The sequence below is a fragment of the Catellatospora chokoriensis genome (assembly GCF_011297315.1).
Taxonomy (GTDB): Bacteria; Actinomycetota; Actinomycetes; order Mycobacteriales; family Micromonosporaceae; genus Catellatospora; species Catellatospora citrea.
This window is the reverse complement of record NZ_JAAOTI010000009.1, coordinates 203,211-218,189: the sequence shown is the minus strand read 5'-3', so window position 1 is coordinate 218,189 and position 14,979 is coordinate 203,211. Positions and strand designations below refer to the sequence as shown.

At 72.4% G+C, this 14,979-nt stretch carries 13 protein-coding genes; 7 read left to right on the top strand and 6 right to left on the bottom strand.

What is annotated here, in order from left to right; all coding sequences use genetic code 11:
- Positions 1–110 precede the first annotated feature (110 nt).
- Both HAV39_RS15855 and HAV39_RS15850 read right to left on the bottom strand, forming a co-directional pair.
- Positions 111–1,385: a L,D-transpeptidase gene (locus tag HAV39_RS15855; RefSeq protein WP_191839970.1), complete on the bottom strand. Its 1,275-nt coding sequence runs from the start codon at positions 1,383–1,385 to the stop codon at positions 111–113.
- 164 nt (positions 1,386–1,549) lie between these two features.
- Positions 1,550–1,921 (bottom strand): hypothetical protein, encoded by a 372-nt coding sequence (locus HAV39_RS15850; RefSeq protein WP_144119168.1) that lies wholly within the window; start codon positions 1,919–1,921, stop codon positions 1,550–1,552.
- A 72-nt stretch (positions 1,922–1,993) separates the two neighbouring features.
- Here HAV39_RS15850 and HAV39_RS15845 point away from each other — a divergent pair, with 72 nt between their 5' ends.
- Together HAV39_RS15845 and HAV39_RS15840 are read left to right on the top strand one after the other, a co-directional pair.
- A complete protein-coding gene (locus tag HAV39_RS15845) occupies positions 1,994–2,347 on the top strand; it encodes a VOC family protein (protein WP_191839969.1) in 354 nt (117 codons plus the stop codon).
- Between the two features lie 219 nt (positions 2,348–2,566).
- The gene (locus tag HAV39_RS15840; protein WP_191839968.1) at positions 2,567–5,224 is read left to right on the top strand and encodes a ricin-type beta-trefoil lectin domain protein; all 2,658 of its coding nucleotides are present in this window, start codon (positions 2,567–2,569) and stop codon (positions 5,222–5,224) included.
- A gap of 62 nt (positions 5,225–5,286) precedes the next feature.
- On the opposite strand, the gene HAV39_RS15835 is transcribed toward HAV39_RS15840, so the two are convergent.
- From HAV39_RS15835 to HAV39_RS15825, 3 genes are all read right to left on the bottom strand, one after another.
- Positions 5,287–6,006, bottom strand: coding sequence for a transporter substrate-binding domain-containing protein (locus HAV39_RS15835; protein ID WP_191839967.1), 720 nt, complete (start codon positions 6,004–6,006; stop codon positions 5,287–5,289).
- Between the two features lie 160 nt (positions 6,007–6,166).
- Positions 6,167–6,994: a dioxygenase family protein gene (locus tag HAV39_RS15830; protein ID WP_191839966.1), complete on the bottom strand. Its 828-nt coding sequence runs from the start codon at positions 6,992–6,994 to the stop codon at positions 6,167–6,169.
- A 32-nt stretch (positions 6,995–7,026) separates the two neighbouring features.
- Positions 7,027–7,938, bottom strand: coding sequence for a helix-turn-helix domain-containing protein (locus tag HAV39_RS15825; protein WP_191839965.1), 912 nt, complete (start codon positions 7,936–7,938; stop codon positions 7,027–7,029).
- Between the two features lie 141 nt (positions 7,939–8,079).
- Between HAV39_RS15825 and HAV39_RS15820 the strand changes: the two genes are divergently transcribed.
- From HAV39_RS15820 to HAV39_RS15800, 5 genes are all read left to right on the top strand, one after another.
- Positions 8,080–9,438 (top strand): alpha-lytic protease prodomain-containing protein, encoded by a 1,359-nt coding sequence (locus tag HAV39_RS15820; RefSeq protein ID WP_239120390.1) that lies wholly within the window; start codon positions 8,080–8,082, stop codon positions 9,436–9,438.
- Between the two features lie 85 nt (positions 9,439–9,523).
- Positions 9,524–11,881: a M4 family metallopeptidase gene (locus HAV39_RS15815; protein ID WP_239120389.1), complete on the top strand. Its 2,358-nt coding sequence runs from the start codon at positions 9,524–9,526 to the stop codon at positions 11,879–11,881.
- Between the two features lie 124 nt (positions 11,882–12,005).
- Positions 12,006–12,386, top strand: a complete 381-nt coding sequence (locus HAV39_RS15810; protein WP_239120388.1) for a PPOX class F420-dependent oxidoreductase — start codon at positions 12,006–12,008, stop codon at positions 12,384–12,386.
- Between the two features lie 146 nt (positions 12,387–12,532).
- Entirely contained in the window at positions 12,533–13,585 is a 1,053-nt protein-coding gene (locus tag HAV39_RS15805; protein ID WP_191839964.1) for a hypothetical protein, read from the top strand.
- A gap of 125 nt (positions 13,586–13,710) precedes the next feature.
- The gene (locus HAV39_RS15800) at positions 13,711–14,274 is read left to right on the top strand and encodes a hypothetical protein (RefSeq protein ID WP_191839963.1); all 564 of its coding nucleotides are present in this window, start codon (positions 13,711–13,713) and stop codon (positions 14,272–14,274) included.
- Positions 14,275–14,352: 78 nt separating this feature from the next.
- Here the strand turns inward: HAV39_RS15800 and HAV39_RS15795 are convergent, their stop codons facing one another.
- Complete coding sequence (locus HAV39_RS15795) at positions 14,353–14,964, bottom strand: TetR/AcrR family transcriptional regulator (protein WP_373311667.1); 612 nt, start codon at positions 14,962–14,964, stop codon at positions 14,353–14,355.
- Positions 14,965–14,979: the final 15 nt, after the last annotated feature.

Below are 14,979 nucleotides of genomic sequence, written 5' to 3'. Positions count from 1 at the left end.
GCTCCAACAGAACCGTCCTGATCGGACGGTTCTGTTCGGGCAAGCTGACGCCCGCAGACCGTCAGGCGGATCTGCGGGCGGAAGGGCAGAGGGGAGGGACGGCGGGCTGGTCAGGCCGCCGGCGAGGCAGTCGGTTCGGGCGACGGGTCGGCCGACGGCGCGTACGGGATCGCGCTGCCCTTGACGTACTCGTCCCAGGGCTTGTCAAAGTCGGTCCAGCCGTTGCCGTACTGCAGCCTGCGCGGCGTGCCCTTGGTGACGACCGGGTCGCCGATCATCGTCTGCTCGAACAGCCACTTGGCGTCCGCCAGGGACATGTTGACGCAGCCGTGCGAGACGTTGCGCACGCCCTGGTCCTTCACCGACCACGGGGCCGCGTGGATGAACTCGCCACCCCAGGTCAGCCGCTGGGCGTACTCGATGTTGGTCCGGTACCGGTTTGCCGGATTCGGGTCGTTCGTCGTGTCGAACACCGTCTTGGCCAGGCGCTCGATGATGACGGTGGTGCCGCTGGACGAGGGCATGCTCGGCCGGCCGAGGCTGACCCGGATGGTGCGCACGGTGGCGCCGTCCTTGACGACCTTCATCACCTTCGGCTTGGCCTTGTCGTCGATCGTCATGACCAGCGACCGGCCGATGGCACAGGTCAGCGTCGAGTTGCGTTTGCCGAAGTAACCGTCGCCCAGGGGCAGCCCACCCGCGCGCACGTCGACGAAGACCTTCGTGCCGGCCTGCCAGAACTCCCGCGGCCGCCAGTGCAGCTCGTCGGGGGTGTACCAGGTCCAGATGCCCTCCTGCGCCGGCGTCGTCTGCACCAGCAGCCGCCGCTGCAGCGCCGCCCGCTGCGCCTCAGGGATCTTGCGGCTGAGCCGGAAGATCAGCGGCATGCCGACACCCACCACGGCGTCGTCGGGCAGGAAGCTGACGACGCTGACGACCTTGTCCGGCTGGGCCATGGTCGTGAAGGTCGACGTCGCCGTGGCGGGCTTGCCGTCGTCACCGGTCGCGGTGACCGTGACGGTGTAGGCCGTCCCGTACGCCAGGGACTTGGCCGGCAGCCAGCCCTTGCCGTCAGGGTGCAGCTCCCCCGTCACCTCGGCGCCCGCCGCGTCCTTGAGCACGACCTGCGTGGAGACCGCGTCGGTCGCGGCGAACACGATCTCGGCCGAGGCGGGGACGTCCGTCGCGGCCGCGGCCGGCTCGGTGATCGTGACGTGGGCCTTGGGCGGCGGACCCTCCGGACTCTGGCCGGGCGAGGCCGTCCCGGACGGCGACTTGCTGCCCGTGCAGGCGGCCAGGCCGATCGCGGTGCCCGTCAGGCCCAGGGCGGCGAGGGCAGACCGGCGCGTCAGCGGGCCGAGGTCGAGGCGGGGGAAGGAGGGCATGCATTCCTCACCAGGTCACGAGGGGTGTATGCCGGTCCATCGGGGGAGGGAGCCGACAACGACGATCCCGGACAACTCTACGCCGCGTTCCGTGAAGATCCCTCACACTCCCGACCGGCCCGGAGCCCGCCCGGCCCGAACCGGCCCACCGCCGGAGCCCGGTGTCAGCGGAAGCCGTCGCGCAGCCGCCGGAAGAAGCCACCCTCCATGGGCAGCGGGGCTGCGGGCGGCGGGGCCACCGCGCGCTGGCGGGCGATCGGCTGGTCGTAGTCGGTGCGCGCGATGGCGTCGATGACCTGCTCCTCGGTGAAGTCCTCGGAGCCGGGGATGTGCGGGACGAACCCCACCAGCATGCCGTCGCGCAGCACCTGCGCCTCCAGGCCCGCGGTGCCGTCCGTGTCCCAGAGCGCCTCCCGGCCGTCGGGCAGCGCGATCCGGACACCGACCTTGCGGTGCCCTCCCCCGAGGGACAGGTGCGCGGGGACTCCGCGGTCACGCAGGCGGTCCACCACTCGCCGAGCACGGTTCTCGTCCATGCGCCCACGGTAGCCAGCCACGCTGGGCAGCCGCTGAAAACCACGCCGACCGGGCACGCCTAGGCTGCAGCGGTGAGCCTGGAGTGGGAGCAGACCGTCATCGACGCGCACGACCCGGCGGCGCTGGGCCGCTGGTGGCGGGAGGCGCTCGACTGGGTGGTCGTCGACGACGACCCCCGCTGGTACGAGATCCGCCCCGCCCTCGACCGGCGGCCCGGTCTCATCTTCGTGCCGGTGTCCGACGCCAAGACCGGCAAGAACCGGGTCCACCTCGACCTGCGCCCCGACGACCGGGACGCCGAGGTCGGCCGGCTGATCGCGCTCGGCGCGACGCGCGTCGACATCGGGCAGGGCGAGCCGTACTGGGTCGTGCTGGCCGACCCGGAGGGCAACGAGTTCTGCGTGCTGTCCTCGCGCCGCGCCTGATCGCAGCCGCGAGCCGCCCGCCGGTATGTGTCAGCGCGATGTCCAGACCTTGACAGTCGTATATCTATACGAGTATCAATTAGCTGAAAATAACGTTATAGAGCCGATGTGCTCAGGGGCGTCGACGATCCACCACGGAGCGTCGACGTCTGCCTTCCCGACCGCGACGGGGCTTTCGGCGACGCCTCGTCTGGCCCGGTAACGACCCTGGGAGACCCCATGCACCCAGCACGTCATCGACGCCGCCTGCGGACCGCCGTCCTCCACGGCGCCCTCGGCATCCTCACCGTCCTCGGCGGCCTCACCGCCGCCGCCGCTCCGGCCACGGCCGCCCCCGCCCAGCCGTCCCCGCTGACCACCCCGTGGACCAGCCAGGCGCTCAACGGCACCCCCCTGCCGGAGTATCCGCGCCCGCAGATGACCCGCCCCGACTGGCTGAACCTCAACGGCGAGTGGCAGCTGGGCCAGTCCACCACCAACGGCGCGCCCGTGTTCGGCCAGAACCTGCCCGAGCGGGTCAACGTGCCGTTCCCGGTCGAATCGGCGCTGTCGGGCATCAAGCGCGCCGCCAACGACAACCGCTACTACCTGACCTACCGCCGCACCTTCACGGTCCCGGCCGGCTGGGCCGGCCGCCGCGTGCAGCTGCACTTCGGCGCGGTCGACTGGCGCACCACGGTATGGGTCAACGGCGTGCAGGTCGGCACCCACACCGGCGGTTACGACCGGTTCGAGTTCGACGTCACGGCGCAGCTCAACGGGGGCACCAACGAGCTGGTCGTGCGGGTGTTCGACCCGACCGACTCCGGCGCCGAGGGCAGCAATCCGGCCCGTGGCAAGCAGGTCCGCAACCCCGGCGGCATCTTCTACATCCCCACCTCGGGCATCTGGCAGACGGTCTGGATGGAGCCGACGCCCACCTCGTCCATCTACAGCGCCGACCTCTACGCCAACCTGGCCAACAACACCCTGCGGATCCGGGTGTTCACCCGCGGCGACGTCACCGGGCACTCGGTGTACGCCGAGGCGCTCAACGGCAGCACCGTGGTCGGCACCGCCACCGGCGGCTTCACCGAGTTCACCGTGCCGGTGCCCAGCGCCCGCCGCTGGTCGCCCGACGACCCGTTCCTCTACAACCTGCGGCTGTCGCTGCGCAACAGCGCCGGCACGACGGTCGACCAGACCATGCACTACTTCGGCATGCGCGAGGTCGGCAAGGCCATGCTCAACGGCAAGCTGATGCCGACCCTCAACGGCCAGTTCGTCATGCACAACGGCACCCTCGACCAGGGCTTCTGGCCCGACGGCCTGTACACCGCGCCGACCGACGCGGCCCTGGCCGGCGACCTGCAGAAGATCAAGGACCTCGGCTTCAACATGGTCCGCAAACACATCAAGGTCGAACCGCAGCGCTGGTTCTACCACGCCGACCGTCTCGGCCTGCTGGTCTGGCAGGACATGCCGAGCAAGGGCGACCCCGGCACCGCGGCGCAGCAGGCGCAGTGGGAGACGGAGCTGCGCGAGGTCGTCGACGAGCACCGCTCCTCCCCCGCCGTCGTGGTGTACGTGCCGTTCAACGAGGGCTGGGGCGAGTGGAACCTCGCCGACACGTCCCGGGTCGCGCAGAACGTCAAGAACCAGGACCCGAGCCGGCTGGTCAACCCGCACAGCGGCTACAACTGCTGCGCGTCCAAGGGCGACCCCGGCAACGGCGACATCATGGACTGGCACATGTACGTCGGCCCCGACTCGCCCACCCCGACGTCGACCCGCGTCGCGATGCTCGGCGAGTACGGCGGCATGGGCCTGCGCTCGCCAGGCCACGAGTACAGCCCCAACGGCAACTTCGGGGCGTACGAGATGCACACCAGCACCCAGTCCATCACCGACCGGTTCGTGGGCCTGATCAACTCGTCCACCAACCTGATGTACACCCGGGGCCTGTCCGGCCTGGTCTACACGCAGCCGTTCGACGTCGAGGGCGAGGTCAACGGCTTCTGGACGTACGACCGGCAGGTGCTCAAGTTCGACGCGGCCCGGGTGCGGGCCGCCAACCAGGGCATCATCGCCGCGTCCAAGGCGCTCAACACCGGCCCGCCGCCCGGCCAGCGCATCATCGGCCCCGGCGGCAAGTGTGTCGACGTCGCGGCCGACGACACCGGGGGCAACGGGGCGGCCGTCCAGCTGTGGGACTGCCAGGCGGCCTCCGGTGACCAGCGCTGGACCTGGGACGGCAGCTCCCTGCGCACCCTGGGTCGCTGCATGGACGCCACCGGCAACGGCACCGCCAACGGCACGCTGATCCAGCTGTGGGACTGCAACGGCGGCGGCGCGCAGCAGTGGGTGCAGCAGGCCAACGGCTCGCTGCGCAACCCGCAGTCCGGCCGCTGCCTCGACTCGCCCAGCGGCTCCACCGCCAACGGCGCGCGGCTGCAGCTGTACGACTGCAACAGCAGCGCGGCGCAGGTGTTCCGGGTCGGCGGCGGCTCCACCGCAGCGAGCAACATCATCGGCCCCGGCGGCAAGTGCGTCGACGTCGCCGCCGACGACACCGGGGGCAACGGGGCGGCCGTCCAGCTGTGGGACTGCCAGTCCTTCGCCGTGGACCAGAAGTGGGCCTGGGACACCACCACGCTGCGCACCCTGGGCCGCTGCATGGACGCCACCGGCAACGGCACCGCCAACGGCACCCTCATCCAGCTGTGGGACTGCAACGCCGGCGGATCACAGCAGTGGATCCCGCAGGCCAACGGCTCGCTGCGCAACCCGCAGTCCGGCCGCTGCCTCGACTCGCCCAACGGCTCCACCGCCAACGGCGCCCGCCTGCGGCTGTGGGACTGCAACGGCAGCCCCGCCCAGCAGTTCCTGAAGCAATAGCGAACCGGGTGGTGGCGGCGCTTCCCACGCCGTCACCACCGGCCGCACCCGGCCCGCCCGGCTCAGGCCGCCGGGGCGACCGTGGCGTCCAGGCGGCCCGAACGCCGCAGCGAGTCGGCCACGAACCCGGAGGCCTTCAGCTCCTCGACGAGGTCGCACAGGAACCGGACCGTCTCCGGCCGCCGCTGCCGGGACGTGCCCACGGCCTGCTTGATCTGCATGAAAGCCTCGCCGATCACCCGGACGCCCGGATCGGCGGCCGCATACGCGGTCATCGGCTGCCGGATGCCCGCCCCCACCTCCAGGCCGTCGGTGCGGAACACCTCGACACCCTCGTCGCCGCGGACGATCTCGGCGTGCTCCAGCGTGCGCGACAGGAACAGGTCGTACGCCGACCCCCGCTTCACGCCGACGCGCACACCGGGCCGGTCCACGTCGCCGGGTGAGCCGATCGGCGAGTCCACCGGGACGACATAGACGGCTTCGATGACGGCGTACGGGGCGGTGAACGCGACCTCGGACTCGCGGGCCGGTTCGACCGCCAGGAAGCAGATGTCGGCCTGGCCGGAGGTCAGCGCCTCGAAGGACTTGCGGGCGGCGTCGAAACACACGAACTCGACGGGCACGCCCAGCCGCGCCCCGACCTCGCGCGCGATGTCCACGGTCACCCCGCTCGGCGCGTCCGGTGTGCCCTGCGCCAGCACCGGGTTGCCGAGATTGATGGACGCCCGCAGCACTCCGGTCGAAGCCAGGTCCCGCACGACCTCACCACTAACGATCATGACCGAAGCCTAGGCCACGACCCGCCCCGCCACTGCCCCGCGCCCCACCGGGAACCAACCTGCCGGACGCCCACGGACCCCGGCACCGGTCTGCTGTTTCGGGGAAACTGCAGCATTTGGATGACTCTTTCGTGCAGTTTCCCCGAAACAGCAGGACCGGTCAGAGACGGCGCCAGAGGGCGGGGGTGTTCGGCGGTTCCCAGCCGGGTAGGGAGGTGTGGGCGATCTGGCAGGCGTAGGCCGGGCCGGCGTGGGTGACCTGCGCGCCGACGGCATACGGCTGGTAGGGCTGCCAGGTGCCGCCACCGCCGGGCGGGGTCGGGCTCGGGGAGGGCGTCGCCGTCGGAGAGGGGGAGGGCGGGGTGCCGGGCACGTTCAGCACGAAGTCGAACGTGGCCTGCCGGGTCGAGCCGACCTGCTGCACGTTCATCAGCAGGGCCGGGTCGAACAGGGAGTCGGTGCTGTTGCGGGGCTCGTTCGGGAAGTACAGCTGGGTGGTCAGGACCGGGCGGCCCGGCGCCTGCACCTTGACGTGGATGTGGCGGGTACGGCCCGGGTACAGGCCCGGCACGATGGTGGACAGGGTGAAGCGTCCCGCCGCGTCGGTGAACTGGTGGCCGCGGAAGCGGCTGCCGACGTTGTCGTACCCGCCGGCGTTGTCGGCCTGCCAGAAGTCCAGCAGCGCACCGGCGATGGGTTGGCAGGCCAGGCCGACGACGTAGCCGGTCAGGGTCAGCCGGGTGCCCGCGCCGTCGACCATCGCGGTGCGCAGCGGCGAGCCGGGCTTGAAGTACGGCCCCTCCATCTGCGGCGGGGTGAGTTCGTCGTCGTCGCAGGACTCGGGCGTGACCTGCACCGGCTGCCCGGACGGGGTGCTCGCCCGCGCGGGCACCGCGCCGAGCAGCAGCGGAGCGGCGGGCACGACCAGCGCGGCGCGCAGCAGGGTCTTGCGCGAGATGCCCGGGGTGCGGGCCTCGTCGTCGTTCATGGGTTCTCCTTCGTGGGGCGTCGACGGGAACCCTAGAGCGGCGCATAGCCACCATTCGATGGACGCGAGCGGGTGTTCGTGGTGTTTTCGGGGGTGCCCCACGTCCACGAGGCCGCCCGCCGGAACTCCCCCGCACTCGACCCGGTCTCCCGGCGGAAGAAGCGGCAGAAGTACGCCTGGTCGGCGAAGCCCAGCTCGCGGGCTATCTGCGCGATGCCGAGCCGGGTGCCCGCCAGCAACCGCATCGCCTCCACGGTGCGCGCGTGGCGGATCAGCTCGCCAGGCGAACGCCCGGTGACGTCGCGGACCGCCTCGCCCAGGTAGCCCTGGGAGACGCCCAGCGCCGCCGCGCACTCACGGACCGAGTGCCGCCCGCCGCCGGGCCCCATGAGCAGGTCGAGGAACCGGGCCGCGAGGTCGGCCCGCTGCCCGGTCGCGACCGGCGCGGCGGGCGTGCCGGTGGCGCGGGCGGCCTTGGTCAGCAGGACGCGCAGGTATGCCTGCACCACCCCGAGCGAATCCGCGGCGGGTTCGCCGTACTCCCGCCGCATGCGCCCGACCAGCGCGAAGGCCTCCTCGGCGACGTCGGGTGCGAGCCTGCGGCACGGCTGGTGCGCAAGCAGGTGCAGCAGTTCGCGGACCCGGGGACAACCCGCGAGGAACTCCTCGCCGAACAGGATCAGCCAGCCGTCCAGGTCCGCCAGGTCCTGCCAGTGGTGGGCACGGCCCGGCAGCACCACCGCCAGCTGCGGCGGCTCCAGCGGGTATGCGGCGAGGTCGACGACGTGCGCGCCCACGCCGCCGCGCACGAGCACGACCTCGTAGAAGGTGTGCCGGTGCGGGAACGGGGCGTGCGACATGGGGCCGAGCGCGTCGAACGTGTCGATCGCGAACGGCACCGGCAGCGGCTGCGGCACCGTGAGCCGGTGCAGTGGCAGGGACATCCCCCGAGCCTGCGGCCTCGATCCACGGGGCGGCAGATGTCAGCCCGGTCCTATCACGCCCTGATGCCAGGTTTACCTATCGTAAAGAATATGACCTGTTTGGAACTACAAGGTTTCCAGTGGTCTTCCTAGATTCGCCGTGTGGTCACCAAATCCAAGATCCTCACTGCATTGATCGCTGTGGCGGCGCTCTCCTCCGCCATGGTGGTCACGTCGGCCGCCACCGCCGGCTCGGCTTCCCCCATCCCCGCCCCGCTGCCCGTCGCCGCGGACCGCGGCATGGTCACCGAACTCGCCCGCACCCTGCGCATCAGTCCTGATCAGGCACTCGCCCGGCTGGGCCGGGAGGCGGCCTTCGCCCGTGTCGAGCAGGACCTGCGCCGTGCCCTCGGCGACGGTTTCGGCGGGGCCTACCTCGACGGCGACGCTGCCGCCCTGACCGTGGCGGTGACCAGCGCCGCCGACAGCTCGCGGGTCCGCGCCGCCGGGGCCGTCCCGGTCACCGTCGCGCACAGCGAGGCCCGGCTCGTCGACGGCGCGGCCCGCCTCGACCGCCGCGCCGCCACCGCACCGAAGCAGGTGCCCGGCTGGTATCCGGACGTGCGCACCAACCGCATCGTCGTGCTCTTCCGCGACGGCGCGCTGGACAGCGCCCGCGCGTGGGCCGCGAGCAGCGGCCTCGACGCCGCCGTGGTCCGGTTCGAGGCCAGCGCGGAGCAGCCGCGCCCGCTGATCGACATCGTCGGCGGCAACGCGTACTACATCGGCAGCGGCACCCGCTGCTCGGTCGGGTTCGCGGTGACCGGCGGGTTCGTCACCGCCGGGCACTGCGGCAGCACCGGCGCGTCCACGACGCAGCCCAGCGGCACATTCGCCGGGTCGAGTTTCCCCGGCAACGACTACGCCTGGGTGCGGGCCGCCGCCGGGAACACCCCGCGGGCGCAGGTCAACCGATACCCGGGCACCGTGCCGGTCGCCGGTTCGCAGGCCGCCGGGGTCGGCGCCTCGGTGTGCCGGTCGGGTTCCACGACCGGCTGGCACTGCGGCACCGTCAACGCCCTCAACAGCTCGGTGACGTACCCGCAGGGCACCGTCACCGGGCTGATCCGCACCAACGTGTGCGCCGAGCCCGGCGACTCGGGCGGCTCGCTCATCGCCGGCGACCAGGCACAGGGCGTGACCTCGGGCGGATCGGGCAACTGCAGCTCCGGCGGCACCACGTACTTCCAGCCGGTCAACGAGATCCTGCAGGCCTACGGCCTGACCCTGACCGTCGGCGGCGGCACGCCGCCGACCACCCCGCCGAGCCCGACCGCCGGGCCGACCGGTCCGCCGCCGGGCTGCGGCGGGCTGCCGGGCTGGAGCGCCACCACGGCGTACGCCCCCGGCGCGACCGTCGCCTACAACGCCCGCCGCTACGAGTCGACCTGGTGGTCCACCGGTGCGGTGCCCGACGCGCCCGGTTCGTGGGCCGTCTGGGCCGACCGCGGCTCCTGCTGACGCACGACCCTCCCCTCGGTGGCCTGGGCGTTCCGGAGAAACGCCCAGGCCACCACCCCCACCCTCCGAAGAAGGAGTACCTCCCGTGAAGTCCACAGGCATCCGGATCACGCTCGCGGCCACCGCCGCGGCCGTGGGCCTCGCCCTGGTGATCCCAGGAGTGTCCGGTGCAGGAGCCAGACCCGACGCCGCCCCGGCGCGCGCCGCCGACCCGGCCGTGCTCGCCGCCACCGCCGCCGACGGGGCCGCCGACAGCGGCTACGACGCGCTGGCCAAGGGCCCCGACGAATCCTTCGTACGCCGCGACGTCGTCGCCGGGTCCGGCGGATTCCAGTACGTCTCCTACGAGCGCAGTCACCGCGGGCTGCCCGTGCTCGGCGGCGACGCCGTCGTCGTCACCGATGCCGCCGGAAGCGTGCGCGGCACCGCGTCCGCCCTCGGCCGGGGCGTGCGCCTGGCCTCGGTCACGCCGACGGTGGCCCCCGCGCAGGCGGCGGCCGTCGCCCGGCGGCAGCTCGACCAGGTCGGCCAGGCGACGCCGCCGCGGCTGGCCGTGTTCGCCACCCCGGCCCGCGACCGGCTCGCGTACGAGGTCGTGCTCGAAGGCGTGCGCGCGAACGCACCGAGCCGCCTGCACGTCGTCGTCGACGCGGTCACCGCCGCGGTCCTCGACGTGCGCGACGACGTGCGCATGGGCACCGGCAGCGGCTACTACAACGGCCAGGTCGCCATCACCACCAGCGGCTCCGGCGGCTCCTGGTCCATGACCGACACCAGCCGCCCCGGCATCCGCTGCGGCGGCCAGGGCGGCGCCGCGTACACCGGGACCGACGACGCCTGGGGCAACGGCTCCGGCACCAACCTGGAGACCGCCTGCGTCGACGCCCTCTACGCGGTGCAGCGCGAGTGGGACATGCTCAGCTCCTGGCTTGGCCGCAACGGCATCAACGGCACCGGCGGCGGCTTCCCGGCGCGGGTCGGCCTGGCCGAGGTCAACGCCTACTGGAACGGCAGCTACACCAACTTCGGCCGCAACCAGGCCGGCACCGGCCAGGCGACGCCGATCGACGTGGTGGCGCACGAGTACGGCCACGCCATCTTCCAGACCACGCCCGGCGGGGCCGGGTCCGGCAACGAGAACGGCGGCCTCAACGAGTCCACCGGCGACATCTTCGGGGCGCTCACCGAGGCGTACGCGAACAACCCCAACGACCCGCCGGACTACCTCGTCGGCGAGGAGGTCGACCTCACCGGGTCGGGCCCGATCCGCAACATGTACCACCCGTCGGCGCTGGGCGACCCGAACTGCTACTCCTCGGCGATCCCGAGCACCGAGGTGCACGCCGCGGCCGGGCCGAACAACCACTGGTTCTACCTGACCGCCGTCGGCTCGGCGGGCGGTGGCGGCAACCCGGCCAGCCCGACCTGCAACGGCTCCACGGTCACCGGCATCGGCCTGCAGAAGGCGGGCCAGATCTACCTGGCCGCGCTGAACCTGAAGACCTCGGCCTGGCGCTACGCCAACGTGCGTACGGCGACGCTGCGCGCGGCGGTCAACCTGTTCGGCGCCTCGTCGGCCGAGTGCCGCACCGTCAAGGCGGCCTGGGACGCCGTCAGCGTGCCCGCGCAGTCCGGCGAGGCGCAGTGCACGACCGCGCCCGGCAACGACTTCTCGCTGTCGCTGTCCCCGAGCAGCGGCACCGTACAGCGCGGCTCGACCGTCACCACGACCGTGGTCACGGCCATCACCTCGGGCAGCGCGCAGACGGTGAACCTCACCGCGAGCGGCCTGCCCGCGGGCGTGACGGCGAGCTTCAGCCCGGCGTCGGTCACCTCCGGCGGCTCCAGCACGCTGACCCTGACCGCGAACGCGAGCGCGGCGACCGGGGCGGCGTCGGTCACCGTGACCGGCACCGGCGGCGTGACCCACAGCGCGACGTACACGGTGACGGTCACCAGCGTGCCGAGCGGCAACGACTTCAGCGTCTCGCTGTCGCCCGCCGCCGCGACGGTCGCGGCCGGTGGCAGCACCAGCGCCACCGTGTCCACCGCGACGACCGCGGGCAGCGCGCAGCCGGTGAGCCTGTCGGTGTCCGGTGCGCCGACCGGGGTCACGGCGTCGGTCAGCCCGGCGTCGGTGACCTCGGGCGGCGGCGCGACGCTGTCGGTCGCGGTCGCGGCGGGCACCCCGGCGGGCACGTACCCGCTGACGGTGACCGCGGCGGGCACGTCAGCGACGCACACGGCCGGGTTCACCCTGACGGTGACCGGTGGCGGCGGCGGCTGCGGCGGACTTCCGGCCTGGAGCGCGGCGAGCCCGTATGTGCCGGATGACGTGGTCGCGCACAACGGACGCCGGTGGAAGGCGACCTGGTGGTCGACCGGCGCGGAGCCCGGCGCGCCCGGCTCCTGGGCGGTCTGGTCCGACCAGGGCGCCTGCTGACGGCAGCCGGATGGACGGGGGTCGAACGCCGGGACGCGTTCGACCCCCGTTCCGTGGCACCGGCCTGCTCGCCGGGCAGGTTCCCCGCCGCGCCCGGATGTGGCCGGTGTCTATGCTGACCGGCGTGACCACCGCCGAGCGGTTCGCCCGCGCCAAGTACGTCAGCCTGACGACCTACCGCAAGGACGGCACGCCCGTCGCCACGCCGGTGTGGCTGGCGGTCGACGGCGACCAGCTGTTCATCGTCTCCGACGCCGACGCGTGGAAGGTCAAGCGCATCCGGAAGACGAGCCGGGTGTCGCTGGCCGTGTGCGACGTCCGGGGCCGGGTCGCGCCCGACGCGGTACGCGTGGACGCCACCGCCCGGGTCCTCGACGACACCGGTACGCAGCAGGTCCGCCGCCTGATCGCGCGCAAGTACCTGATGTCGCGGGTGGGCAACTGGGCGGCGCGGGTCCTGCACCTGCCGAAGAAGCCGGTCGTCGGCATCGCCGTGACCTTCTGAACGGACACCGCGACCGGCTCCCGGTGATTTCTGCCCGATGTGGACGGTGAACAGAGTTTCCCCCACCGAAACGGTTGCGCACGAGGCTCCGGGGTAAGACGCTGTCTGAACCCAGACGATGGGCTCGGGCACGGAGGGCGTCGGCGATGAAGGTTACCGAACTGCGGGCGAGCCGGGCGCTGCTCGGCGCGATCATCGCCGGGCTGCTCATGACGGCTCTCATCGCGGTGAGCACCACGTGGCTCGCCCGGCCGGACCTGCTGCCCGACGCCGGCCCCTCGTGGTACGTCTGGCAGCGCCCCGAACGCTCCACACTGATCATGGCCGGGGTCTGGGCCCTGTACGCCCTGCACCAGGTCGGTTTCTGGGCCCTGATCTGGTACGGCCAGCAGCGCGTCGGCAAGTACACCGGCCGCCTGCACCTGGTCAACGTGGCCGCCCTGGCGTTCAACGCCGCGTTCGTGCTGCTGCACTTCGCGCAGACCCAGCTCTGGTACGACGGCCTCGCCCAGGACGTGTCGATCTGGTCGTCGCAGTTCTCCGTCATCATCCTGCTGGTCTGGGTGCTGCTGATGGAGAACGACAGGCGCGGGCTGGTCTTCGGGAAGAAGGTCCCCACACCCGGTGGCGCCGGCGTGCGCGCGTGGGCCCGCAGGTACCACGGCTACTACTTCGCCTGGGCCGCGGTCTACACGTTCTGGTACCACCCGATGGAGACCACGACCGGGCACCTCGTCGGCTTCCTCTACATGTTCCTGATCCTCGTGCAGGGCAGCCTGTTCCTGACCCGCGCGCACGTGAACCGCTGGTGGACGGTCACGCTGGAGGTCATGGTGCTGTTCCACGGCGCGGTCGTCGCCCTGAACAGCCCGAAGCAGCTGTGGTTCCAGTTCGGCTGGGGCTTCGCCACGATCTTCGTCGTCACCCAGATGCACGGGCTGGGCCTGTCCCGCCGGGCCAGGTGGCTGATCGGCCTCGCCTACGTCGGCTCGGTCGGCCTGGTGGTCTCCCAGCTCGGCACGGCGAAGCTGGCCACGCTGCCCCGGGTGCCCGCGGCGGAGTACGCCGGGGTGTTCATCCTCGCCGCGATCTTCGCGGCCGGGCTGTGGACCGCCCGCCGGGTCGGGTCCCGCCGCACCCCGGCCCCCGAAACGGCCGCCGAGACCGGCGCGCCGACCGGCGCGCAGGTCGGGGTCTGACCGCGGGCCCGATGATCTGACAGTTCCGGTGCTGGACGTCACCGCCAGGCGGGATACTCGACCGAAGGGGAGGTCGGGCGCGCACACGGGCCCGGGGTCGCCGTCCAGGTCGACAGGAGCCGGGTATGCGGATCCGAGAACGCTCGCTCACCCCCGTCGCCGCGGTGGTGGCGGGGCTGCTCGCCGGGGTCGTGGGCACCGTCTGCATGGACACGTTCCGATACCTCGCCTACCACCGCACCGGTGGCAAGGACAGCCCCCTGGCCTGGGAGTTCGCACCGGTCGAGAGCTGGGCGCAGGCGCCCGATCCGGGTCTGGTCGCCAAACGCGTCGTCGAGGGCTTCACCCAGCGTGAACTGCCCGACCGCTGGGCGTTCCCGGCCAGCACCGCCGCGCACTGGGGCTACGGCTCCGGCTGGGGCGCGCTCTACGGCATCGTGGCCGGTTCCCTGCACGACCCGCGTCCGCTGTACGGGCTGCCGTTCGGCGCTGCCGTCTGGAGCAGCGACTACGCCGCTCTGCCGCTGGCCGGCCTGTACAAGCCGATCTGGGAGTACGACGCGAAGACCCTGGCCACGGACCTGACCGGACACCTGGTCTACGGCCTGGGCACCGGCACCGCGTTCTGGCTGATCACCAGATGGTGGTCGGGTGTGGCCCGGTCGCCGCGCTGCGCTCCAGGTGCGTGATCCGTTCTTGTGGACGCTGGATGTCGTCATGACAACTGCCGGCGTCCACAGAAACAGATCTCGGGGCGGCCAATCTGCTCAGGATGACGGCGGCAACACGGTGTCGAGGGTGGCGGCCCACTGGCGCAGCACTCGGGCCCGGCGGGCCGTGTCGTCGTGCAGCAGCTCGCCCAGGCCCAGGCCGCGCGCCAGGTCCAGGGTCGCCTGCACGGTCTCGCGCGCGCCCGGGGTCTGCTCGTCGACGCGCAGCAGCTCGACCGCCATGCCGTGCGCGGTGCGCCCGAGCGCCGCCTCCAGCGGGCGCACCTGGGCACGCAGCGACTCGTCGACCGCCGCCGCGGTCCACACGTGCAGCGCGGCCCGGAACAGCGGCCCGCGATACAGCCCCACCAGCACGACCAGCACCTGCTCGGTGCGGCGCGGTCCGCTGCGCAGCCCGGCGGCAGCCGTCTCGATCTCGGCGGCGCGCACCTCGGTCATGTACTCGATCAGGCCTGTGACCAGGTCTTCCCGGGTCGGGAAGTGGTGCTGGGCCGCGCCGCGGGAGACCCCGGCGCGCTCGGCGACGACGGCGACCGTCGTGCCGGACCACCCCAGTTCCGCCATGGCCTGCACCGAGGCCTCCAGCAGCCGCCGCCGGGTCGCCCGGCTGCGGTCCTGCTGCGGTTCACGAAGGGGGGTGGTCGGCACGGCGCTCACGCTACC